The organism is Methanolobus sp. ZRKC4, assembly GCF_045291305.1.
Classification (GTDB): domain Archaea; phylum Halobacteriota; class Methanosarcinia; order Methanosarcinales; family Methanosarcinaceae; genus Methanolobus.
The window spans coordinates 2,919,388-2,944,136 of the sequence record NZ_CP146983.1; the positions used below are offsets into that span (position 1 = coordinate 2,919,388).

The following is a 24,749-nucleotide window of genomic DNA, read 5'->3' on the forward strand; positions in this document are numbered from 1 at the left end:
GTGATAAAATGAATGGTTTGTTTAGTTGTAATAACAAATTGAAAGAAGAGATAATTAACGTAGCTAATGCTGTTAAAAATGGAAGTATTAGCTCCAGAGTAAGTAGCAAGTTCACAGGAACAAATAAAGAAGTTGTAACTGCTATAAATGCGATGTTGGATCATATTTTTGCAGATACAGAAAATGAGTTAAAAGGTTCTGTGATAAACACAGAATTACTCAACCTAACACAAAAGATAATAGATGGCAAACTTGATAGCCGTGTAAATCCTGAAAATTTCACAGGTGATGATCAAGAACTTGTTCAGAAAATCAATGAACTACTTGATGCTGTCGTTACCCCGCTCAATGTAACTGTACAATTCGTTGATGATGTAGCACATGGAAGGAATTTAGAAAAAATAACTGATGACTATAACGGGGAATTTAGTAAAGTAAAAATAAATATTAATCAATGTATTGATGTTGTGCATGATTTATTAGATGAAACTGCCAAACTAACTTCTGCAGCCATAAATGGGAAACTTGATAGTCGCAGTGATACATCTAAATTTGAAGGAGGTTGGAGTCAGATAACCGGCGGCATCAACAATACACTTGATGCAGTTATAGGACCTTTAAATGTCGCTGCCGAATACATTGATCGCATCTCCAAAGGTGATGTTCCTGAAAAGATAAATGATGAATACAAGGGTGATTTCAACGAAATCAAGAACAACCTGAATCAATGTATTGATGCAGTAAATTCGCTTGTTGATGATTCTTTATCACTCGCCCAAGCTGGTATAGATGGGAAACTTGACACAAGAGCAGATGCCAATAAGCATGCTGGTGATTTCAGAAGGATAGTTGAAGGCGTTAATGGTTGTCTTGATGCAGTTATAGGACCTTTAAATGTCGCTGCCGAATACATTGATCGCATCTCCAAAGGTGATGTTCCTGAAAAGATAAATGATGAATACAAGGGTGATTTCAACGAAATCAAGAACAACCTGAATCAATGTATTGATGCAGTAAATTCGCTTGTTGATGATTCTTTATCACTCGCCCAAGCTGGTATAGATGGGAAACTTGACACAAGAGCAGATGCCAATAAGCATGCTGGTGATTTCAGAAGGATAGTTGAAGGCGTTAATGGTTGTCTTGATGCAGTTATAGGACCTTTAAATGTCGCTGCCGAATACATTGATCGCATCTCCAAAGGTGATGTTCCTGAAAAGATAAATGATGAATACAAGGGTGATTTCAACGAAATCAAGAACAACCTGAATCAATGTATTGATGCAGTAAATTCGCTTGTTGATGATTCTTTATCACTCGCCCAAGCTGGTATAGATGGGAAACTTGACACAAGAGCAGATGCCAATAAGCATGCTGGTGATTTCAGAAGGATAGTTGAAGGCGTTAATGGTTGTCTTGATGCAGTTATAGGACCTTTAAATGTCGCTGCCGAATACATTGATCGCATCTCCAAAGGTGATGTTCCTGAAAAGATAAATGATGAATACAAGGGTGATTTCAACGAAATCAAGAACAACCTGAATCAATGTATTGATGCAGTAAATTCGCTTGTTGATGATTCTTTATCACTCGCCCAAGCTGGTATAGATGGGAAACTTGACACAAGAGCAGATGCCAATAAGCATGCTGGTGATTTCAGAAGGATAGTTGAAGGCGTTAATGGTTGTCTTGATGCAGTTATAGGACCTTTAAATGTCGCTGCCGAATACATTGATCGCATCTCCAAAGGTGATGTTCCTGAAAAGATAAATGATGAATACAAGGGTGATTTCAACGAAATCAAGAACAACCTGAATCAATGTATTGATGCAGTAAATTCGCTTGTTGATGATTCTTTATCACTCGCCCAAGCTGGTATAGATGGGAAACTTGACACAAGAGCAGATGCCAATAAGCATGCTGGTGATTTCAGAAGGATAGTTGAAGGCATTAATGGTTGTCTTGATGCTATTGTAACACCTATTGAAGAAGCATCAAGAATAATTGAAGCTTATGCTTCAGGACATCTTGATACCAGAGTTAACTTTGAAACACGTGGTGATTTTAAGAAACTTTCAAATGTTCTTGATAATTTTGGTCAAGAACTACAGGCAATGATTGCCGATTCAAATGCAGTACTTTCCTCCCTCTCTAACAACGACTTAACTCGTCATGTGGAGATTGAAGGTGTTGGTGAGTTCAAAGAGCTTACTGATGGTATAGAGAACTGTCGCTATTCTTTGAATGAAATCGTTTCAATTGTTCGCAATGATGCAGATAATATTGCTGCGACTGCAGAGGAGATGTCAGTTTCATCTGAAGAAATAACATCATCGGCTGACCAGATAACTACTACTATAAATGAGATCGCTAAAGGTGCCCAGATGCAATCTTCCAAGACGGAAGAGGTTTCAAAAGCAATGATTGATATGACACTGTCGGTCCAGGAAGTTGCAACCAATTCACAAAAAACTGCAGAAAACGCAATCAATTCCAATGATGTTGTTCGAGACTTGAGTGATGTTACTCAGGATCTTACGCTTAAAATGGATAATATAAAAAATGCAGCTGGTGATTCTGCTCAACATATTAATGACTTGGCTGAAAAATCTAGTCAGATTGGTGAAATCGTCAATCTTATTACCAGCATTGCAGACCAGACCAACCTGCTTGCGCTCAATGCTGCAATTGAAGCTGCCCGTGCAGGTGAACATGGTCGTGGATTTGCCGTAGTTGCGGATGAAGTCAGAAAACTTGCCGAAGATTCGGGCAATGCAGCCAAACAGATTGCGGACCTCATAAATCAGATCCAGACAGGAACTGCTAACGCAGTTACTTCCATGGATCAAGCTACAGGAGATGTTGCAATTGGTGCTAAATCCTTGGAAGAAGCAGTCGATTCAATCAATAAAGTTGTAGAAGCTAATAGTGAGGTTGTGAAAATGGTCCAGGATATTGCTGCGGCAGCTGAAGAGCAGTCAGCTTCCATTGAAGAGGTTACTTCATCTGTCGAAGAAGTATCTTCAATCTCCGAGCAATCGGCAGCAGGAACTCAGGAGGCTTCAGCAACAGTGGAAGAACAGACCGCAGCAATGCAGGAGCTTGCAACGTCTTCGCAAGAATTATCGCGTGTTGCAGCCGATATGCAATCTGTAGTTGTTAAATTCAAACTTGATCAAGAAGGAGGAAATGACATAAAAAGAAAGCAGGGTAATGAAAACGAGGATGTTTATTTCGGTGATTTGAATAAATTACTTGTATAATTGAATGAGGTTTCTAAATGTCAGAATCAACAATAAATGGCGGCAGCTCTACAGGAGAGCTGCTTCAACTTGTTATTTGTCAACTTTCAAAAGAAGAATATGGTATACCTATATCAAATGTCAAGGAAATTATTCGAATACCAAATATTATCAAAATCCCTCGGGCACCTGATTATGTAGAAGGTATCATAAATCTCCGAAGTAATGTACTTCCGGTAATTAATCTTGCAACCAGATTCAATCTTTCACATGAAGAAATCAATAATCAATCTCGTGTAGTAGTTGTAGAAATTGGAGATATCGTCACCGGGATGATTGTAGATGCTGTGACTGAAGTTTTACGAATACCTGTCGGAAACATCGAGTCAGCACCTGAAATAATCACCTCGAAGATTAGTGAAAAATACATAGAAGGTGTTGGCAAAATCGATGAAAGATTGTTAATATTGCTTGACATTAATAAAGTATTCACTGAAGAACAAAAAGTACAAATTAGTCATTTAGAAAATGCGGGATCAGTTCCTGCATAATCTTATTTTTTGTGACGATGTCGAAGACTTATCAAAATCAACATGTGTAGATTGAAACTGAGATTAGATTTCAATGTTGAATAACGCATCCCATAGTATATTTCATTGAATTAGTATCCGATATTGAAGATTTCTACAGAGCCTTTTTTTTAGTATTTAAACTTGGTATGACATCGAAATTGTTCAAAAAATCATTTGCTATTTACATATTTACTTATTCAAAATGAGTTGATAAATATGCTACAAAGAAATTACCCGATTTGTGGTGAAGTTGGGAATCATGTTGCATTGGGGAGTATTAGTCACAATACCACCGATCATCAGTGTGCTAAAATAAGAAGGGAAGAGTATGAGCTAACGACAATACAATGTATGCGTATTTTACTTGAGTCCACGAACATAGATGCAATTTTCCCCGAGCTTCTGGAGATAATGCATCATGCTATGGGGAATAGCAGGTCGTATATTTTTCAAAACGAAGAAGACAATAGATTGGGTATTTGCATGTCACAGATATGTGAAGTCGTTACTGAAGGAATCATGCCGCAAATAGATAACCCTGTTCTGAAACATCTACCTTATAGTCACGGATTGACAACACTTCTTCCTACTTTACAGTCAAGACAGCATTATGCACATGCTACATCGGAGCTCGATGATCAAGATAGAATGATTTTGGCAGAGCAGAGTATTCTTTCGACCATGATCCTGCCAATTTTCTGTGGGTCATCTCTTTGGGGTTTTATAGGGTTTGATGATTGTGTAGAAGTTCGGCAATGGTTTAAGAAGGATATCGATCTTCTCAGGGTTGTAGCTGATGCTATTGGTGAAACAATTCTTCGCCAGCAGATGGTAAAGATGCTGAAAGAGAAAGATGATCGATTTAAAGCATTCAATATTGCATTTTCGAACGGAATTGTTATTCACGACAAGGGAATTATTGTGGACTGCAATCAAGCTCTTTCCAAAATATCGGGGTATACGATTGAAGAATTAATCGGAATGGATGTAATGTTGCTGATAGCAGAAGAGTACCGTAATATAGTAATACAAAACATACGCTCCGGTTATGAAAAATCTTATAAAGTAAATGGACTTCACAAAAATGGCACAGAACATCCACTCATAGTAGGAGCAAAACAGATGACATACATGGGAAATAAAGTAAGGGTTGCAGAATTCAGAGACATTTCCACGCAGGATAGTTTAGAGAAAGCGCTTCGCGAAGCACGCGCTGATTTCAAGCAGATATTCAATGCTACTGCGCCATTGTGCATGTGTGACAAAGATTACAACATACTTATGGTTAACGACATATTTTGTGATTACATCCACATGGAAATGGAAAATTTGATAGGCAAGAAGTGCTACGACATATGTAAGGGGCCTTTCTGCCGTACACCCAACTGCCCTATGGCTCTGGTTATCAAAGGCAAGCCGCAGTACAAATATGAATATACGATAGATAAAAAATTGGATGATGGATTAGAAATCTCCTGCATAGTGAATTCCGTTCCTTACACGAGTCACTCCGGTGAAATTATTGGACTTATATGGAATTTGACCAACATCACCGAGCGCAGGGAGGCTGAAATGGCTATTGTTCAAGCCAAAATCTTTGTTGATGAAGCAATTCGCACTAAATCAGAGTTCTTAGCAAATATGAGCCATGAACTGCATACTCCTCTTACAGCCGTAATCGGTTTTTCAGATTTATTGAGCATGGAGATGTCCGACGGATTGAGCGAAAAGCAGCTTGAATTTGTCAACTACATCAACAAAAGTGGCAACCAGCTTTGCAAACTGATTGATGATCTTTTGGATATATCACAAGTTGAAGCCGGCAAAATGGAACTTGACTGTGAAGAATTGCTCATTCTGGAAATATTTGATGAAATCCAAACATTGATGTTTCCACGGGCAATCGAGAAAAACATTAATCTTAATATAAAGATACATGATGGGGTAATATTTGCTGATAGGTCAAAGTTCAAACAAATCATGTGTAAATTACTCAGCAATGCCATAAAGTTTACTCCCGATAATGGCAATGTCTCAGTTGTTACCGAACAGATTGGTAATGTTTTTCAAGTATCAGTTTCAGATACAGGAATTGGAATTCCTAAAAATAAACAAGAAGAGATATTTACTCTTTTTAAACAGCTTGATGCATCGAATAAAAGAAAATACAGGGGTATAGGTGTGGGAATCACACTTGCAAATGAATTTGTGAAAATGCACGGTGGAAAGATTAAGGTGGAAAGTGAAGAAGGAAAAGGAAGTACTTTTACATTTAGTATTCCGAATCAAAAATGTGATGAATGAGTGAATTATAAAAAACGGTATATAATAATGGGGATCATGATACATGTGTTGATTATTGAAGACAGTCTAAACAAGCACACACGTATAATCTTAACAAAAGCTTCCAAGAAAGGAGTGTTATTTTATTCTATAACGACAGGTTTTTGCTCGATTGATGTCGATTTAATTAGGTTTTCTACAGAGCCGATATATTATGTTTATTTATAGGAGATGAAATCATGGCTTTTACTTACTTTTTCAGGGATATGCAAACACTAGAAATGGTAAAAGATTATGTAATTCCAGAACTCAGGAGCAGAAGATACATACATATATGGGATGCAGGCTGTGCCATGGGTCCGGAGCCCTATTCCCTGGCAATCATATTGAGAGAGAATATGGGTATAATCTTCAGAAATGTCAGGATACACGCCACAGATATAGATAATAGTAATCTTTTTGGAGATATAATTAAAAAAGGAATATATCCCAGGGAAATGGTGCAGAGAATACCCGAACCTTTATTCAACAAATATTTTTCACCGTCAGATGAACCAGATCATTTCATAATTTCAGAAGAGATCAGAAAAAGTGTGGAATTCACCAAAAATGACCTTCTGGACCTGAAACCTATAAGAACTAGCCTCAATCTTATTTTGTGTAAGAATGTTCTTTTGCATTTCAACGAAAAGGAGAGGATGGACGTTCTTAAGATGTTCTACGATTCTTTAGATGAGGGTTATTTAGCAACTGAACAAACTCAGAAGATACCAACTGAGCTTCAGGACTATTTCGAACCAGTTGTTGCTAACGCACAATTGTATCGCAAAGTTCAGTGAAGCCAGTAATTGAAAGGATGTTTAATGATGCCTGATGACCTTTCATTTAATTTGCTTCCACCTGTTAGAGGCTCTAAACACAGTTGGTTGAACATCGATCGCAAAGGGATTAGAGTGGGAAAGGTCCGGGGTAGTGTCAATAATGATGTTCTGACTATTCACTCAATAACAATATTTCCGGAGTTTGAAGGTAATCACTATGGAAGAAAAACGATAGAGGTATTCAAAAATAATTTTAACATCATCATTGCTGACAGAGTAAGACCAAAGGCCATTGGTTTCTGGGAAAAATTAGGGTTTGTGAATTGTGGTGATGGCTCTTACATATTTTCTGGAAAATGACTTTTTAGTACAATACTTTAATCCCGGTAGGTAGTATCTTTTGTATAGTGATTGAAGCCAAATTCAGTAGTTCGCTAATTTTTACTACTAAACCTCACCAATGCTCTGCGATAGTTTTATATGCGGCGAAAACGCCGCCCTATGTCATTTCTACCATCCAATTCAAGGACCAATTCTGGAGTTGAATTAAGACCAAAACAATGTATTGAAACTGTTCTAAAACCTCTTGCTGATCATATCAACATCAAGATCAATGGTTCACTTGACCGTAAAGACCTGTTTTACACTGCCATATGCATGGCAGTGGATAATAGTTCAGTTCATTCCGCATCAAAACACTACCAAGAGATTCCTTGTGAAACATCTTTAAGACATCATCTTAAAAAAATAAATCTTGAAGAGCTTATCCGGGTAAATGAAAGTATCCTACTTCAAGGTCCAATAAGTAATCTGAGACCTGAGAAAAAGTATGAATTCGCTATTGATTTTACCAATGATCCTTATTACGGAACAATAGACTCGTCCAATGAAAACTATGTGATACGCAGTCAGGCCAAAAAGTCAACAAACTCTTTTTATTCGTATGTTTCCCTGTCTATCATAAACAAGAACGAAAGATACACTATCGCTATCCTTCCTGTTGAAAAGAACAAAACAAAAGTCGATTATCTCACCTATTTCACAGATATAATCAGGTATCTAAACTTCAACATCAAAGTCCTTTGTTTAGATAGAGAGTTCTATTCAGTTGATGTGTTTGAATTCTTACAGAACAACGAAATTCCTCATATCACACCTGTAGTACGAAAGGGAAAAGAGATCAAGCAATTACTGATCGGGAGAAAGGCGAGATATGCTGAATATGTTATGAAGAATGCTCAGAAGAAAAAAGTTCGGTTAGATATTGTTATTGACGTCAAGTATCTGAAAGGTAAAAGAGGCAAAAATAGATGTGAGGACCTTGGTTTTGTAGTTTATGGTATTAAGTGGGATCCCAGAAAGGTTAGCACAGTCTACAGAAGACGGTTTGCTATCGAATCATCGTACAGGATGCGAAATATCGTAAAACCAAAAACGTCAACAAGAAACGTTACTTTCAGGTACTTCTTTGCGTTAATATCGTTCCTGCTCAGAAATGCATGGCTCTGCCTTCAGAAAAAGCATTTCACTATAGTAAAACCAGGTCCAATAACTATTGATGAGGACAAATTTAGGTTTGATAGGTTTATCCTGTTTGTTGAGGAATGGCTTAGAAGAAAGTTGAAGATTCAGTTAGTTGTGCAGTGTTTGAGGTAGAATGATTGCGATAAAAGCAATAGGGAGGGAAAACTAGCGAACTACTGAAATTGTCGAAGAAGAAAGAGCGCAGTTTTAAACATCGCCTTTTGTCTATTACTGTGGAAATTAGGCAACTTTCGGTGTGACTCTACAGGAAAATTATCACAATATGGATAACAATCTTTATCATAATAATTTGCTTTAGCCCAATCAATCACGGCACCATTTCCTTTATTATGGGAATTAAAAACTTCAGACAATCATCTTTTACCTTGCTATTTTATCCTATAACGACAAGATTTTACTGCAGGATCCAGAGATATCTCCCCGGTTAGAACCATAAAAATTAATAGAATCTTGTTGTTTTAATAAAACAGCATGATAAAAACAGAACCTATCCTGGTCAATGGTGTAAGAGTCCTAGGACCTTATGAGATAGATCAACTAAGGGATAATATCCCTCAGATGTATCTTAAAACTATCTTTGATGTCTGCTTCTGGTCTGGAATGAGATACGTGGAAGTCCAGAGGTTGCACAATCATCCTGAGTGGTGGTGGAAAATCCGCAAGACAATCCATCTTCCAGAGGAAGCCCAGAAGAAGGCCAAACGAAAACAGCTTGAAAGGTATGTGCATCCCATCCCTGGCCAGCTGGAGAATGTCCTGGACTATTTCTTCAAGAATAAAAAACCTCCTTCAAGATCTGCCTGGAATGAGAACCTTTTGAGATGGGCTGATAAATCCGGACTGAACTCGTTAGGGTTGAGTAGCAAAACCACCAGGAAAAGTATAGAGTCCTGGATGATCACTGCAGAGATTCCAATTAACGTAATCTGTCTACGTCAGGGACATGATAGTTTGACATCTATGCTTCATTACCAGGGCTTACCTTTCACGAATGGTGAGAAGGTGGAAATAAAGAGACGGTTAGCAGGGTGGAATTAAGCTTCCGATGTAACTATTCAGCCTGGCACGATTTGCCTATTGGTACTGATTTCATCGAAATAGAGATGTCTGCTCACTAACAATCTAACAATCAAAAAAGCAATCAATAGCAACAATCAAAATAAATGATCCTAATGAAATTTACGTTTCAACTTTTTGTCAAGATTGTTATTGATAGCGTTTTTATCAGGCTGAATAGTTACCTTCCGATTAGTCAAACTAATAGGAAATATTTTTCCGCACCTCTTACAGATAACACAAAAACCGAGATAGTATAAAAGGAAAATAGCACTTTTGCAGTATGTCCTTGGAAATCGCAAAAGTGTTACTAATTGCATAACTTAACAGTTCAGGACTTCCATGGCTCTATAAAATCCCTTTTCCACATCTTACACATCTATAATATGCATCATCATTATTAGGTTGCTTAATCCATTTATGGCCTAAGATTTTGCACCACACGACACTCATTTCCTTTACTTGGCAGTTTAGGTTAAAGACACGATTCCCTTAAAAAAGTATACAACCATCTGCAAATTATGACTTGGCAAAGCATGGCACTAAATAATCCAGATTACATAATTAAAGTTGTAATGGCAGCGAGTAGTGGATTTCTTTTTATCGCAATCATAATACTATTGATATATAAATGGCTCAAAAACTAACGTATATCAGGAGCTACTATGCATCACACTTCCTCTTTATGGGAATACTGAAAGTGAAGATACTTCCTTTGCCCGGTTCACTTTCAACCCATATATGCCCGCCATGTGATTCCACAAGATCCTTAACAAGTGCAAGACCAAGGCCCGTGCCCTCATATTTGCGGGAGTTTGAAGAGTCCAGTTGCTGGAATGGCTTGAAAAGTTTAGGCTGGTCCTCCTGAGTAATTCCGATGCCAGTGTCAGCTACCGAAATATTGAGCAGGTCTCCTTCCCTTTTCGCAATAATTGATACATCGTTTCTTTCATCGGAAAATTTAATAGCATTGATTACCAGATTAGAAACGATCTGCTTAAAACGAACATGATCAGCTTCGACCGATATTCCAATCGGGTTGATGTCGCAATTTAAATTTATCTGTTTTTTATCCGCCATAGGGGATACAATATTAATTACCGATCCAATAATGTCTGAAACAAATACCTTCTCATAAATGAGTTCCATTTTTCCAGATTCAACCTTTGATATGTCAAGAATATCATTAATGATCTCAAGTAGGTGTTTGCCAGAATTGGATATATGATTGAGATAGCGAACCTCTTTATCATTCATCACTCCGGCAATTCCGGATAGAAGTACACTTGAAAAACCTATAATCGAATTTAAAGGTGTTCTCAGTTCATGACTCATGTTAGCTAAAAATGCATCTTTCACCTTTGCTGTCCTCTTTAGCTCCACATTTGCGTTCCATAGTTCGCGAGCATTTTCAGCAAGCTGGACCTCTTTCATATCATTCTCAATGGAATTAGATAACAAATGGGAAACAGTGCCCATGATAGCTATATCCTCCCGACTCCAGGAACCGACATTTATGATATTGTCCAGACCAATGAAACCGCTTGTTCTTTTGCCAATTAAAAGAGGAAGTACCAATAAAGAACTGATATTCTGCATTTCAAGGATCTCTTTTTCTGCAGATGCTTCAAGAGGCATATCATCGACATTGGTGATATGTATCATTTCCCCGCTGGAAAGTTGTTGCATCCACCATGGAAAGGTATGCATTGGCAATTCCTGAAGATCGACCTTATGGGGAACTACACCATCGGCACACCATTCATGGGTGTTTGACATGTGCTTGCCATTTTCATCGTATAAAAAAATGTATGCTCGACTTGCACCACATAAATTGCCGATGCAGGAAAGAGAGATATTTATTGCCTTTTCAATATCTGATGAGGTTAAAAGCGTAGATGAGACCAAAGCAAGTGCCTTTTGGATCTCAAGACTACGATTTATCTTTTCTTCATCCCTTTTTCTCTGGGTAATATCTCTTATTATACTGATGGTAGCAGACTTGCCCGCATGTTCAATATATGAAGCATTTATATCAACAGGTACTTCATCACCATGTTTACTTATCAAAACCAGTTTATAACTGGAAGGACACGTTGTATTTTTTTCCAGACGTTTGTTGTGTCTGCTGCGCACAAGCTCCATATGGGAAGGAGCGACCAGATCAAGGTAGAACATTCCAATCACCTCGTCAGCCTTATATCCAATCATTCCTGCAAACTGAGGATTCACAATTATAACGGTCCCATCCTGAATAACCACTACACCATCATTGATGTTCTCGAGCATTGAATGATACCTTTGCTCAGAGTCACTCAATAATTTCTCCATTTTTTTCCTATCAGATATGTCCGGAATGATACCTTGATAATGAGTTATTTCGCCATCGGTATTTCGCTTCACTATCGATATATTGTTATCCATGTGATATCACCGTTATCAGATATTATCCTATATTCTTGGTTAAAATTGTCCAGTCCTTTTTCGGAATTAAGTTCAACCTCTTGTGAAACACGCTCCAGGTCACCAGGATGTATAATATCTGCATATCTCACATTCCCTGTGAGAAAATCATCCGCAGAATATCCAAACATAGAGACATTATCCAAAACAAATTCGATAGGCTACCCCTCTTCAGCTCTCCACAAAAAAAGAACAGAAGGACTATGCGATATTACCTCTTCAAATAGGCCTATATGTGAATTGATATTATTATCCATACAACTACTCCGACAGGAAATGTGTTGGGCTTAAAACCTTGTTTAGTAATGTGTGGAAAATGCACATGCTATATATATATGCGTAATAGTATATAAATAAACTACTCGGAAATGAATCATGTATTTGGAGGCCATCTGCTGAGATCATAATTTTCTTCTTTCTGATTTGGTGGTCTTATGAAGTTAAATTTAACGAAGTATTGAACTTGGAAATATGAGCAAAACAAGCCTCACTCAAAAATGCAAATAGTAGCATACTAAGTCGGATTATTTATTCAATCTACCACACTTTAGTTGGTGTTATCCTTTTTACTTCTAATGATTTCTAAGAAACAATGTTTCGCATATTCTATAAGCCATGAACAAAAAAGAATTAAATGTATTCTTAACTAGCTTAGGATACTGTACCACCAGGCACCGACAATGGTTATCGGTGTCTGTCCCCTTTTAAATCATAATTATTCCAATAAGCACAACAAGATTTCAATTTTATGTAGCTTCTTCTATTATTTCCACTTCTCACAACTTCCTTTATTATGGGATCTAGGCAAACTGCAAAAGCATAGATTGTGCTACTACAGCTTTGTAATGGGATCCACATTCCATGCACTTATCATAATGATAGGAGAATGGATCCCAATTATCAACCGTGATATACCAATATCTCAGCCTACCACATGTGGAGCATTTGCGGAGATCTCTTTCTGTTAATCTATACCCACACTTGGATTTGGGATCCAGAACTACCATACTTACATTTCCTTTATTATGGGGTTTAGTCACTCTGCATCAGTTGCAATCAATATATTAGTCAGCATATTTACTAGTCCGCCGAACTTATTTTCAGGAGGAATTGATTCCATAAGCTCATCCCTCCAATTTTGAATTTCTCTCAGTTCAGATGATGAGAGTGTCATTTTCAGTTTAATATCATCCGTTTTAATTTCTTCAAATTCCATCGTTTACACCTTCCTTTATTATGGGACAGAGGAAGCACCCACATGTTTAAAGAATTGGAAATGTAGGTGACCACCCATGTCTAGAATAAAAGAAAACCAGTGCCTTTTAATCACGATTTCCTTTAATTGGCGTAGCTGGAAACCCAGCAAAAATTAGCCATTATTATGGTGTTAATTTCAATAGGATTTCATACAAAATGATAGATGAATATCTGTAGTTTATTCAATGGGCAATAGCTAAAAGTGGCAACTTTGTAAGTAGCAATGTTTAGAATTATAGTTTCACAAAGAGCATATTGCATTATAAAGCAAATATAAACCACATATATAAACTCAGATTTTGTATGAATCTGTGGGGAATCTAAATGAGTAAACATAATTCGATAATTTGTATTGGAATATTTTTGATATTTATGCTAATGTTCGCAGGGGGTACTGCAATTGCACCACCACAGTATGTTCCTGTAGTAGAACCGCTAAGCGACATAAATCCTGTGAACACTGTGCATACGATTACAGTGAAGGATGTTGATCCGGGCAACATCGTGACGTTTGATGTACAAGGTGCAAACACAGATGGTGCTGTTAAAGTCGCCGATTCAACTAAGGTAGTCGCGTTTAGCTACACTGGAACAGCCGTTGGAGAAGATACTATTTTAGTAAGTGTAGCAGATTCAAGTGGAGCACTTATAGGTAGTACAACAGTATCCAAAACTTGGATTCCAGAAGGTGGAGATATCCCAGAGTTCCCAACAATTGCACTTCCAGTAATTGCAGTACTCGGACTGGCATTTATGTTCCAACGCAGAAGAGATTAAGTGAAGATCAAGGTTCTTTTTTTACTTTTTTTGTTAAATTCATGTTTTATCTATTATCATATTCTCATCTTTTCAATAACACAAACCTGGATAATAAAATATTTTGGATGAATGTGCTTAAAAAGGAAAAAACGTTTTTTGAAATGCTAATGGAAATGTTTCCCTAATTATGGGAATTAGGCAACAACACCTGTCACCTACAGTGCAATACCTGTCTCAATATGTGTGAACGGTAAGTGCCGCCTGATGTTGTTTATGCTTATCCTCACCACTTACTTCCTATTCTTGGCGGTTTAGGAATTTCAATTGCAAGGAAAATAGCTTCCTTTACTTGGCAAATTCGGCCTGAAGTGAAATCGCTTTTTCACAAAGTGCTAGTTACCTTTGGACTGACATGCTTAGAATGAAGCCACGACTGAGCGACGACTCATTACACGGAAAAGAAAAAGTAGTTTAGGGAAGAGACATCTTATTTCTCACCCTCATTGATCCCTCTTCTCTAAACCTGATGAGTCACTCCCTAACCCATATCAATTGTTTACACTCCTTGCATATAATCATTTCTTGTAACTATTCAGCCTGATAAAAACACTATCAATAGCAATCTTGACAAAAAGTTGAGACCTACATTTTATTAGGATCATTAATTTTGATTGTTGCCATTGATTGCTTTTTTGATTCTTAGGTTGTTAGTGAGCAAACATCTCCGTTTTGATTAAATCAGTATCAATAGGCTAATTGTGGTAGGCTGAATAGTTACCATTTATTTTTTATTGCACAGTGTTTTCATAGACAGAAAAGCCGAAATTAATATGATTTATTCCTGATTAGATAATAAAACAAGAAAAGACGTTATTAGAGGCATGTAGTATGGGGTTATTGGGGGAGTGGTACGTATTAAATACATAAATAGCTCACATGCCTCACTCTCTCACAAGTTACTCTAATATTAATAGTTTCTCATTTTAATTTATGGGAAAAAATTAAATAATGTTATGTTGTGACCACTTTTCTTGATTATGGTTTATTCACATTATTCCTTTACTTGGCGGTTTGGGAAACTCTGTCATATTATGAATTGTACTGAAATAACAAATCAAAAATAGAGTTCTTTTATTACTGCTCTTTTGGGATTCTTTGGATCAACTCGGAGGACTACTTCATCGCCTTCATGAAATTCATGATTAAAAAATACCTTCTGTGTTAATGCATTTCCTCTCAAGTACTTCACACCCTGAAATTCATACTTGTACTCAACTCTTGAACCACCACTCACGAATGCATTTGCTGAATAAATATATCCAATGACATCAACGCTTCGTGTACATAGAGCATGGAAGAAATGCCATCTCCAAATCAGAAAGATAATTGTAATAATGCTTACAGAGATTGAGCCCATTCTCCACCTCCACAGAAATTCTTGCGGTCCAAATTCTACATAATAAAAAACAATATAAAATGCCCACAAAACTATGGTTAAAGATATTGATAAACTAGAATAATAATCAATTGAGGTGATTGGGTAGTAGTTATATTTTCGTATCTTCTTTTCCATAGCAATAATATATTATATATGCCTACATTTAAATCTTTTTTATGTTCAACTTCTTCCTTTATTATGGGTTGTAGGAATTATCACACTTAATGTAATCTGTCTACGCTAGGAACATGATTGTTTGACATCAATGATGCATTACCAGGGCTTGCCTTTCACGGATGGTGAGAAGATGGAGATCCGGAGAAGATTGGCAGGGTGGAACTAATAGATAGTACAATTATGAATTTTAATCTGATCTCCATGATTTCGCAGTTTCATAGTCTGGATCTATATCAATTTCAGCATAATTGACATGTACATCAGGATTGTATGGTTCTAATATTCCACCACATTTGGGGCATTTTTCAACCCATTCCTGATCAACAATGTGACTGCAGGTAGTACAAACTCTATTCATTTTATCACCTTCTTTATTTTACCATCGTTGTATGCCCAAACAGTATCATCCCCTTTTACTCCGTCCAATTGCTCAACTTCTTGAGCTGTTTGTCTTTCAGACATACTCATATCGGGGTTATATGCATGGACATATTGTATTCTCTTTGTTTTCTTATCCTGGACTTTAAAGTATTGATCTACAAGCTCTTCTCTGCCTCTAAATCCATGACCACGCCAGCGATTAGCCATCTTGCTTAAATGAGTGTCCCAGAAGTTATCGTCCATTACTTTAAAGACAGGTTCTCCAATTACATGCTGTTTATTGCCTGTTAATGTTTTTTTGTCTTCAATTCTGCTTTGTGGGTATTTTGGATCTCTGACAGCAGCATAATAAGCTGGATTTTTTACAAGCGGAATTGTATCTTTTTTGAGTCTGGCTGTCGTTTCACTGTGAGTTGCTGCTTCCTCTAAATCAATGTCTGCCCCTATGTACTGATATCGCTGCAACATCCCCTTTCTGCGCGTATCCATTGCTCTTAGAGCATGGACCATCTCATGAGTTAGAACATCGTTTGCTTCGTGTTTATCCCGCAAAGATCTACCTGAAATCCTGATTTGACTGGTATTTGTACGCGCATCATATATGTGAAAACCTGCTGCTCCTCTTTTAGTTTCTACTCCATATGTCACTTTATCTCGTAGAATATTGTGCTCATAGGGACTGAAATTATCGGATGCATTATTCAGTTCTTTTGGCAATTTACGGTTAGGAGATACTACACTCCAATCATTACCAGGTTCTTTTTTCTTTAATGGTGTGGATTTATGGATAGTAGATGATACTTTTTGTTTCAGAGATTTTTTTGCCTTCTTTGATGGATGGGACTTTCTTTTAGGATTGTCATCAATTCCTATGATATCATATCTGTTTGGTTGTGCATACCATTTATTTAGTCCATCTTCATTATCAGGACTAAACGTATTTACAGCGGTCAAAGACAGATCCATTTCTTTAGACTTTGGTGACCTCATGGAATGCTTAAACATTACACTATCCAGTGACACATCCTTTTTAGATTTCCTTCTCCTTTTAGGCATGGAAAATGTATGTTTTTTTAATGACAGATATTTTTTATGTTGTTTAAATAGTAAGAACAATTGGATTCCTAGAGAAAGAATCAAAGGATAATATATCATCTAGGGGAGGCAAAACGAAGGCACATCGTTGTTTCAATCCCTCTAAGGTCTGATTTTAACATTGTTTTCAATCAGAACATCACTGACATTTGTATGCATTTCAATCCCTCTAAGGTCTGATTTTAACTGAGGATTACAATTATCCTATAGTGGTATCTTATTCATTTCAATCCCTCTAAGGTCTGATTTTAACAGACGAACGGAGAACACATTATTAATTTTATAAAAGTTTCAATCCCTCTAAGGTCTGATTTTAACCATTAATGACACCGCCAACCAGGAAGTTGTTAGATAGTTTCAATCCCTCTAAGGTCTGATTTTAACCATAAGACCAGGATAATCAATATCTTTGTGTTCAATCGTTTCAATCCCTCTAAGGTCTGATTTTAACCTGAACGACCTTAAGCAAATGGACCCGGGCATCCGTGGTTTCAATCCCTCTAAGGTCTGATTTTAACCCATGCAAGCAAAGAAGGGTATATTAATAATTCAATGTTTCAATCCCTCTAAGGTCTGATTTTAACATATTGCAAGCACCGCCGACGGTACACTTCACACGAATGTTTCAATCCCTCTAAGGTCTGATTTTAACATTGTGGATTAATGATGTCTACCATGCTGATGAGTAGTTTCAATCCCTCTAAGGTCTGATTTTAACGAAGCATCGTTCCACCGAGTGCCATTGCTGATTCTAGTTTCAATCCCTCTAAGGTCTGATTTTAACATGGCACTGTTGATTTTGCTGATAATACTAGAATAATGTTTCAATCCCTCTAAGGTCTGATTTTAACTGATATCCGGTTTGAAAATTATATTATAATTGATAAGTTTCAATCCCTCTAAGGTCTGATTTTAACGATATTTCAGTAGCCCCATATACAATAAATGTAGAAGTGTTTCAATCCCTCTAAGGTCTGATTTTAACATTACAGCGCGAATCTGAGCCTAGCCGGAGATTGTCGTTTCAATCCCTCTAAGGTCTGATTTTAACCTTCTGTATCTGTTTCTTCTTCCTCTTCCTGAACGGTGTTTCAATCCCTCTAAGGTCTGATTTTAACCGTTTCAAGGTGGGTGTCGGTGGCTCCAACATAACAGGGTTTCAATCCCTCTAAGGTCTGATTTTAACCCTGCTGCGGACATCTGACTATATATCCAATCGTCGGTTTCAATCCCTCTAAGGTCTGATTTTAACGGTGTCAATGTGAATGTCTGCAATGGTCCCTGTAAATGTTTCAATCCCTCTAAGGTCTGATTTTAACATATCAAGCAAGTTCTTTTTATCTGCTGCTATCTTCGTTTCAATCCCTCTAAGGTCTGATTTTAACTCAAGATGGAATGTGATCCTTTCCGTATCAAAATCGTTTCAATCCCTCTAAGGTCTGATTTTAACGAACGGCTTTGTGGTGATGTCCCTGCGCATTCCAAGTTTCAATCCCTCTAAGGTCTGATTTTAACCATTTGTATATCCCAAATAATAAGTGGTGTTGTCTTCGTTTCAATCCCTCTAAGGTCTGATTTTAACCAAGCCGATTTGTCCATATTTCAACCACCAGTTACTGTCTATTGAAAATCAACTTGCATCTATATTGATGGTGTTTTTAATAACTAACAATTAACTAGCTACTATTAAAAACCATTTACTACAACTAAATTAATCACACATATTTTCGTGGTTCGTTTATCTGTCCCTCCCTTTATATATATCCACGAATGATCTCATATTATGGTATCAATTTCTGCTGGCCGACTACCTAGTTCGTCAAAACCTAGATACATTTTATCTCTCACACGGTAAAAGAAAATGCTATCTTCATCTTCGTTGATTATCTGTTTCAGATAAGAATAGACTTTCATGTACTCTGCTTTTGTTAATTCACCTTCAAGAACACTATTCTGAACCCAGTTTAGATACTGTTTTAGAAAAGTTCGCACTTTGTTTAAACGCTCCACACCGATATCATAGACAACAATTACATACATTTCACCACCACATCACAAGTGGCTTATACACTTCATCACCAAGCACATGCTTTGATAACTTGTAAAGCTCCAGCCTAATGAGACGCTTATACGATACATTACGCTTCAAACCTTTATGCTTGATAGTAGTGCCTAATTTGTCATTGTACTCTTTTAAAAATATCTTCTTCCCTTTATCACTCAGCAGCATATCCCCAATCTCTCCTCTAAAGCAGTTGTCATCCAGCATATTTTTATTCACAAGTTTTAATATAATCCTGTCAATGATGATAGGTTTGAAGATCTCACTAACATCAAGTGCAAGTGAAAAACGACGCTCAAAAGGTTCATGTAGATATGAAATGGTTGGATTAAGCTGAGTATTGTAGATTTCAGAAAGAACTGTTGTATACATCAGGGAATTGCCAAAACTGATAAGCGTATTCATCTTATTTCCTGGCGGGCGACGTGTCCGTGTTACAATCCTGTATTCTTCAGGAAATATCTCATCCAGGGCACTGTAATATATATTGCGTATTCGTCCTTCTACATTCATCATGCCTGCTATTGAATGGGCATCTGGAAGGCGAAGAATCTCCGATTCAATCGAACTTATGTATGAATCTATGTTTTTCTGAATATCCTCTCTGCTCCTTGAATAATATTTCAAGTTTTTAAGAATATTTCCACATGCACCTTCGATGAACTTTCCTGCAAGCTGCATCCGCTTATCGTCATCAAGATACTGAGCTGCCTGTTGTATCACAAGATCACCACTAATTAGCGTCTCCCGTGGATACATGCTGCCTTCGTAGAAACCATAGTAATTGAAAAAATGTATGGGGATTCCGTTCTTTGAAAGATATGACACAACACCCGATGAAAATGATAATTTTCCGTATGCATAAATGGAATATATCTTGTTTATAGGTAAAACGCGTCTCTCGCCTTTGTTTTCAAAGTAAACTGTGTTTTCCTTTCGCTTTAAAATACCATCCTGCAGGATATAATAATCGGCTCGCATAGTGTCCATCTTCTCCATTATCTTAATGACAAAATCTTATCAATCGCCATCACCACAAAAGCAGAACTCGGAATAGGCACATTTCTGGCATATTCGTATGCGTTTAGGATGTGGCATTCTACCAGTGACTATCCTTTCAATGCCCCTGATGTCCTCTTCAATATTCTTCTCTGCATCCGATGTCAATATCACTTCTTTGGTCTGGTTCAGCAAAGGATAATTCATGACACCCTGCGCATCAATTCCTCTCCGTTTGAGGTAATAAAGGTAGTAGAGCATCTGCCGTAGATGGGCATCCTCCATCTTTTTTGTCTTTTTCACCTCATGTAATTCTATGATGCCATTACGCTGCTTCACAAAATCGATGCTGATCGTGTTGTCAATAGTAACGTCCTTTTTGTTTTTGCTGTATCTTTCTTCATGGAGCACCTTGCCGATATTGACATTTTCGTGTTCATGTTCAAGAGTGATATTGTGGGAAAAAAGCCAGAGCTTGGTGTGGCAGATGTGGTAGTAGTTGATCTTGACACCGGTTATTTTCATGGTGGGGGAAAGAGGGTGATCTGTTGTTGAATATTCATCTTTGGGTGCTTTTGTAGTATTTGGTGTGGTGGGATTGTTGTTTGTCATGAGTGCAGAGCTTTTGAGATTAATATTTAAAATTATTATAGTGAGTTTACTGAAATTTGTAAATTAAATACATAAGAAAGGCGTATTGTGTGTAATACCTTTTAATGAATCATAGTGCAAAGAAATATATCGAATTTCACCATTCGTTTCATACTTATTCTTATCATACATCCATTTCGGAATACGAATGTGGTATCCGATGCGTTCAAGGGGAACAAGTTCCTCGACTTCTTTTTGATACTCAATGGGAATGCACGTTTCTGTTGGGTAATCGGATTCTCTCGTGTAAGCAGCAATATCGTCATCAAACAGTTTACCTGTATAAAGATAACGTCTTTGAGAAATTACATCGTAGACTTTAGACTCTGCCTTCTGTAAGCCCATCTCAATCTTTGAATAATAACTATCGTCATACAATTGATTAACTAAATCCCTTAAAACCACTTCACTTGGTTCCTGACCTGCACTTTCAAGTAACGCAAGACTGAACTTTATTATGTCAATATCAGTATAAGGCCTTGGAGAATCAACTTCATAAACATACGCAGGACAGATTACGCCTTCTGGTCTATTACGATTAACACGACCAAACCTTTGAATTAGTGAATCAATTGGTGCAGCTTCGGTATGTAGCTCATCGAAATCAATGTCAAGACTTACTTCGACAACCTGGGTTGTAACTGCAATGAATGAACCATCAGGCAGATTTTCTAACTTGTTTTCTCTGATTCTTCTATGATTGAAGATGAACTGAGAATGAAAAAGAAGTACCTGATCAAGAGTTTCTTTTTCCCCAACAAACAAAGGTGATTCGTCAAGCATTTCAACAATCTTATTATAAATGGCACTACTTTTTGAAACAGTATTTGCAATAACAAGTACCTTTTTCCCGTTGTTAAATGAGGACAGGACCTGTTCAATACAATCATCTATCTTTGCATCTTCAATGTTAATGGAGAGCTTAACTCTGTTATTGTATTGCTTATCCTCTACATGAGAGAATTTTCTCCCAGTTTCGACTTCTATTGTTTCCCTTATAATATCAGGAAGTGTTGCACTGATTACACAAAACTTGCTTCTTTGTCCTGCTCTTTTCATGGCTTCTATTATCAATCCCAAAGTATAGGGATCATAAGCATGGATTTCGTCTAGGATGGTCAGGCTGTTTTGAAGTGCATCATTCCTCGTTTCCCACTGGCTTGAATGGAATAGACTGAACAGCATCTGATCAACCGTGGAAACATTGACAGGATAAAGAAAAGAGCTCATCTCTTTCATTTTATAGTTGAAGTTTATGTAATCATCATCCAGTTCTCCATGCAAAAGGAATCTGGAAGTTCCATGAACAAGAGCAACATTATCATATCCAAAAATGTTGACCATTCGCTCCCACATTTTGTTTGTTGTGGTCATGGTAGGAAGTAGATACAAAAGCCTGTGATTTTCAAGATTATTTTGTGCCCACAATAAACTTGCTTCTGTTTTGCCTGAACCAGTAGGAGCTACCAAAAATGCATCCCCTTTCAAACAACCAGATTTTTTTTGAAAATTATGCCAAATTATTTGCTTTCGAGGAAGAAAACCACTTTTACTATCTTTGTCCTGAACCCTCTTAAGCGTTGATTGCTTTAAAGGATCTTTGATATTATCAATATAGAATTTCTTATCGAGATGAACGCCAGAGCCCCACCAATCACAGTAATGCATTCCCGCTTTCAGAAATGAAAAGATATCACGGACCACACCATCATCAGGGAATAAATCTTTGAAAAGTGAAAATTGTTTATTTACTATATAATAATTCGGTTTATCGAGCTTAGGATAGAAAATTGCAGTTTTTTCTTCATTAAAGGTGGCAGAATAAGACTCACAGATGAACCCTTCTACACCAGACAAGCAGTCATCATAATACTTTGGTGGCATTTTAGCACGCCATTTAGAAAACTTATCTGGATGTAAACGAGAATGATGACTTGCTACTACCAAAGTTTCCAGTTGAAGTTTGGGGATCTCTTCATACAATGGATTATTTTTAACCTGTGATTCAATGAATGGTAAAGAATCAAGAGAATGGGAACAATTTGAATTACTGTTACCCCTGATTTTCATCTGAAAAGGTAGTGTTGCTTTCCCATGGTCATGATACGCAACGCAATAAAATAAGCCTTTAAGAAGTCGCTCTTCACTTATCTGGGCTTTTTTTGCAAGTTCTATACCATCCTCCTTTCGATGTGCTATGAATCTGTTAAAGATACAAAGACAGTCCGAAATATGTTCCTGAAGAGATTGCTGAGGGTTCAGTTTGGCAAGCACTTCATTATTTTTAAGATCAGAGTAGGAAGAAGTTATATCTGCCATCCGTAAACCCTCCTTGTTTACTAAGATGTATTTTCAAGTTCTTGAGAAATGCATAAACCTTAAACTCCGAAGGTTGTCTGACATTATTCTTAACAATAAATGTAGAAGGTAACGTTGCCAGACTATATGGTTCAAAGTATTTTTGATTAGTTATGTCAATTTTAAACCCCTCATCCTTTGGATTGAAAGGCAGGATCGTTTCCCCAAACTCACCTGAATCTACGGGGCTTAAATCTATTTTCTCAACAGACTTTATTGAGATTATTTCATCATCACGCCCTAAACTTAAGGCATATGCAGGATTCAGAAAAGAACCATAAAGCTCATCTATATGATTTTCATCATCAGATGTATAATATATCAGATATTCGGGTTTATAAAGCAGTTCACGCACAAAAATACTTGTTTCGATGTTACTGTCCTTATACTTCTTGTACTTTATAAGATCTTCAGCCTTTCCCATTCCACCAATATCAGACTTCTTGGATATGTCTACAACTGCAACTTTAAGGTCATTGCACTCCTGCCATATAGTGTCTTCAGGAAGTCCAAGTGCAGCTCCGGCAAGTCCTATCAATGTTGTACGTGGAGGAAAAGGAAATGTGCGATGGATTTTATGTGTATTCGGGTCTCTGAAAGAGTTTAGAAGTCCTCGCACATGAAGTCGGATAGCATCCACAATCTCACCCGATGTAAACGTTCTTTATATCATCTCGTATCTGGTCAAAACATTCATTGAGGTTGACAATCTTGAATGTTTCTTTGATTTCATTATCATTTCTGAAAAAACCTGGTAGATATCCAATACATTCATTTTGTATTATGCTTTTACTCGCTACAAGTGTACTGTTCAATAAGTTCACATCCACAGAACCAATATCATCGGGGTTCGTGCGCAAAGTTTCAATGAAGAGAGGTAGTTTTGAAGATTGACGTGTGTAGACTACAAACTTCGGCGACATGTCCGAAAGGAGCCTACTCTGTTTTCCACCTCCCCATAGGTATTCTATTGCTGTAATCAGTGAGTTCAGTCTTTCAACTTTTGCTTCTGCATCAATTTCGAAGCCTTCGTCCTTGTTGAGTTCCATTCCACTAAACTTTCCTATGCGATCAAGTTCGATGAGTATGTTGACTGCAAAATAATTGTGCGTGATTTCAGTTTCGAACATTGATCCGCCAGCATCGGCCTTCCCACGTGTCTGTTCACTACTTCTTGTTCCAAGATCACGGTCATTCTGGAAGGAGTACATTCCAATTGCAGAACTTACCCGCACAGGAGAGGTACGTTTTCGGGTATCACCAGTTACTGCTCTCATGAAACCAAAAAGATCATCGTCAATATAGCTTACAGGGTCACATTCTGTAAAGTCAGGACTTTTGGTTTTCGATTCACTTGTCTTCTCTTCATCACTACGAGGATCCTGTAATGGGGAAACATCGCACCCCAACTCCATAAACTTGTTCCTTATATTGCGACGAATCGACTGACCTGATATATATGGTAGTGTTGAACCATCTGGTAGTGTAATCTTTTTAAGCGTAGAAACATTATCTTCGTTAAATCCACTGTTTGCATTTCCTATACTCATTTTGAACAGATAACTGATGTTTAAGCAATTTGATTCCATC

At 37.3% G+C, this 24,749-nt stretch carries 21 protein-coding genes and 1 CRISPR repeat array; of the genes, 8 read left to right on the forward strand and 13 right to left on the reverse strand.

What is annotated here, in order from left to right; all coding sequences use genetic code 11:
• The first annotated feature begins 38 nt into the window (after positions 1 to 38).
• The 7 genes from V7O67_RS14360 to V7O67_RS14390 all read left to right on the forward strand — a co-directional run bounded on the left by V7O67_RS14360 (position 39) and on the right by V7O67_RS14390 (position 9,501).
• A complete protein-coding gene (locus V7O67_RS14360) occupies positions 39 to 3,263 on the forward strand; it encodes a methyl-accepting chemotaxis protein (protein WP_406670356.1) in 3,225 nt (1,074 codons plus the stop codon).
• Between the two features lie 17 nt (positions 3,264 to 3,280).
• Positions 3,281 to 3,793, forward strand: a complete 513-nt coding sequence (locus V7O67_RS14365) for a chemotaxis protein CheW (protein WP_406670358.1) — start codon at positions 3,281 to 3,283, stop codon at positions 3,791 to 3,793.
• A gap of 237 nt (positions 3,794 to 4,030) precedes the next feature.
• Positions 4,031 to 6,118 (forward strand): ATP-binding protein, encoded by a 2,088-nt coding sequence (locus V7O67_RS14370; protein WP_342304193.1) that lies wholly within the window; start codon positions 4,031 to 4,033, stop codon positions 6,116 to 6,118.
• A gap of 218 nt (positions 6,119 to 6,336) precedes the next feature.
• Positions 6,337 to 6,936, forward strand: coding sequence for a CheR family methyltransferase (locus V7O67_RS14375; protein ID WP_342304192.1), 600 nt, complete (start codon positions 6,337 to 6,339; stop codon positions 6,934 to 6,936).
• 9 nt (positions 6,937 to 6,945) lie between these two features.
• Positions 6,946 to 7,278, forward strand: coding sequence for a hypothetical protein (locus V7O67_RS14380; RefSeq protein WP_342304191.1), 333 nt, complete (start codon positions 6,946 to 6,948; stop codon positions 7,276 to 7,278).
• A 141-nt stretch (positions 7,279 to 7,419) separates the two neighbouring features.
• Positions 7,420 to 8,574: an ISH3 family transposase gene (locus V7O67_RS14385; protein WP_342304190.1), complete on the forward strand. Its 1,155-nt coding sequence runs from the start codon at positions 7,420 to 7,422 to the stop codon at positions 8,572 to 8,574.
• 360 nt (positions 8,575 to 8,934) lie between these two features.
• Complete coding sequence (locus tag V7O67_RS14390) at positions 8,935 to 9,501, forward strand: tyrosine-type recombinase/integrase (protein ID WP_342304189.1); 567 nt, start codon at positions 8,935 to 8,937, stop codon at positions 9,499 to 9,501.
• 366 nt (positions 9,502 to 9,867) lie between these two features.
• On the opposite strand, the gene V7O67_RS14395 is transcribed toward V7O67_RS14390, so the two are convergent.
• The 4 genes from V7O67_RS14395 to V7O67_RS14410 all read right to left on the reverse strand — a co-directional run bounded on the left by V7O67_RS14395 (position 9,868) and on the right by V7O67_RS14410 (position 13,198).
• Positions 9,868 to 9,972 carry a DUF1660 family phage protein gene (locus V7O67_RS14395; protein ID WP_406670359.1) on the reverse strand — a complete coding sequence of 35 codons (105 nt, stop codon included), beginning with the start codon at positions 9,970 to 9,972 and terminating at the stop codon, positions 9,868 to 9,870.
• Between the two features lie 210 nt (positions 9,973 to 10,182).
• Positions 10,183 to 11,943, reverse strand: a complete 1,761-nt coding sequence (locus V7O67_RS14400) for an ATP-binding protein (protein WP_342304188.1) — start codon at positions 11,941 to 11,943, stop codon at positions 10,183 to 10,185.
• Entirely contained in the window at positions 11,922 to 12,113 is a 192-nt protein-coding gene (locus V7O67_RS14405) for a PAS domain-containing protein (protein WP_342304187.1), read from the reverse strand. Before V7O67_RS14405 ends, V7O67_RS14400 begins: the two co-directional genes overlap by 22 nt.
• A gap of 905 nt (positions 12,114 to 13,018) precedes the next feature.
• Positions 13,019 to 13,198, reverse strand: a complete 180-nt coding sequence (locus tag V7O67_RS14410) for a hypothetical protein (protein ID WP_342304186.1) — start codon at positions 13,196 to 13,198, stop codon at positions 13,019 to 13,021.
• Positions 13,199 to 13,617: 419 nt separating this feature from the next.
• Between V7O67_RS14410 and V7O67_RS14415 the strand changes: the two genes are divergently transcribed.
• Positions 13,618 to 14,016, forward strand: coding sequence for a PEF-CTERM sorting domain-containing protein (locus V7O67_RS14415; RefSeq protein WP_406670360.1), 399 nt, complete (start codon positions 13,618 to 13,620; stop codon positions 14,014 to 14,016).
• A 1,096-nt stretch (positions 14,017 to 15,112) separates the two neighbouring features.
• Here the strand turns inward: V7O67_RS14415 and V7O67_RS14420 are convergent.
• The 9 genes from V7O67_RS14420 to cas7i form a co-directional block, all read right to left on the reverse strand.
• Positions 15,113 to 15,571 (reverse strand): hypothetical protein, encoded by a 459-nt coding sequence (locus V7O67_RS14420; RefSeq protein ID WP_406670361.1) that lies wholly within the window; start codon positions 15,569 to 15,571, stop codon positions 15,113 to 15,115.
• Between the two features lie 229 nt (positions 15,572 to 15,800).
• Positions 15,801 to 15,971, reverse strand: a complete 171-nt coding sequence (locus V7O67_RS14425; protein ID WP_342304183.1) for a hypothetical protein — start codon at positions 15,969 to 15,971, stop codon at positions 15,801 to 15,803.
• Positions 15,968 to 17,050: a hypothetical protein gene (locus tag V7O67_RS14430; protein WP_342304182.1), complete on the reverse strand. Its 1,083-nt coding sequence runs from the start codon at positions 17,048 to 17,050 to the stop codon at positions 15,968 to 15,970. The genes V7O67_RS14425 and V7O67_RS14430 overlap by 4 nt, the downstream gene beginning before the upstream one ends.
• 129 nt (positions 17,051 to 17,179) lie before the next feature.
• Positions 17,180 to 18,671: a CRISPR direct-repeat array (repeat unit 30 nt; unit sequence GTTTCAATCCCTCTAAGGTCTGATTTTAAC).
• A gap of 194 nt (positions 18,672 to 18,865) precedes the next feature.
• Positions 18,866 to 19,129: a CRISPR-associated endonuclease Cas2 gene (cas2, locus tag V7O67_RS14435; RefSeq protein ID WP_342304181.1), complete on the reverse strand. Its 264-nt coding sequence runs from the start codon at positions 19,127 to 19,129 to the stop codon at positions 18,866 to 18,868.
• Position 19,130: 1 nt separating this feature from the next.
• Positions 19,131 to 20,141, reverse strand: a complete 1,011-nt coding sequence (cas1b, locus tag V7O67_RS14440) for a type I-B CRISPR-associated endonuclease Cas1b (RefSeq protein ID WP_342304180.1) — start codon at positions 20,139 to 20,141, stop codon at positions 19,131 to 19,133.
• A gap of 30 nt (positions 20,142 to 20,171) precedes the next feature.
• Positions 20,172 to 20,762, reverse strand: a complete 591-nt coding sequence (cas4, locus tag V7O67_RS14445) for a CRISPR-associated protein Cas4 (protein ID WP_342304179.1) — start codon at positions 20,760 to 20,762, stop codon at positions 20,172 to 20,174.
• Positions 20,763 to 20,825: 63 nt separating this feature from the next.
• Complete coding sequence (cas3, locus tag V7O67_RS14450) at positions 20,826 to 23,120, reverse strand: CRISPR-associated helicase Cas3' (protein ID WP_342304178.1); 2,295 nt, start codon at positions 23,118 to 23,120, stop codon at positions 20,826 to 20,828.
• Complete coding sequence (gene cas5, locus V7O67_RS14455; protein ID WP_342304177.1) at positions 23,092 to 23,799, reverse strand: CRISPR-associated protein Cas5; 708 nt, start codon at positions 23,797 to 23,799, stop codon at positions 23,092 to 23,094. Before cas5 ends, cas3 begins: the two co-directional genes overlap by 29 nt.
• Before the next feature lie 4 nt (positions 23,800 to 23,803).
• Positions 23,804 to 24,748, reverse strand: coding sequence for a type I-B CRISPR-associated protein Cas7/Cst2/DevR (gene cas7i, locus V7O67_RS14460; protein ID WP_342304176.1), 945 nt, complete (start codon positions 24,746 to 24,748; stop codon positions 23,804 to 23,806).
• Between the last annotated feature and the right edge of the window lies 1 nt (position 24,749).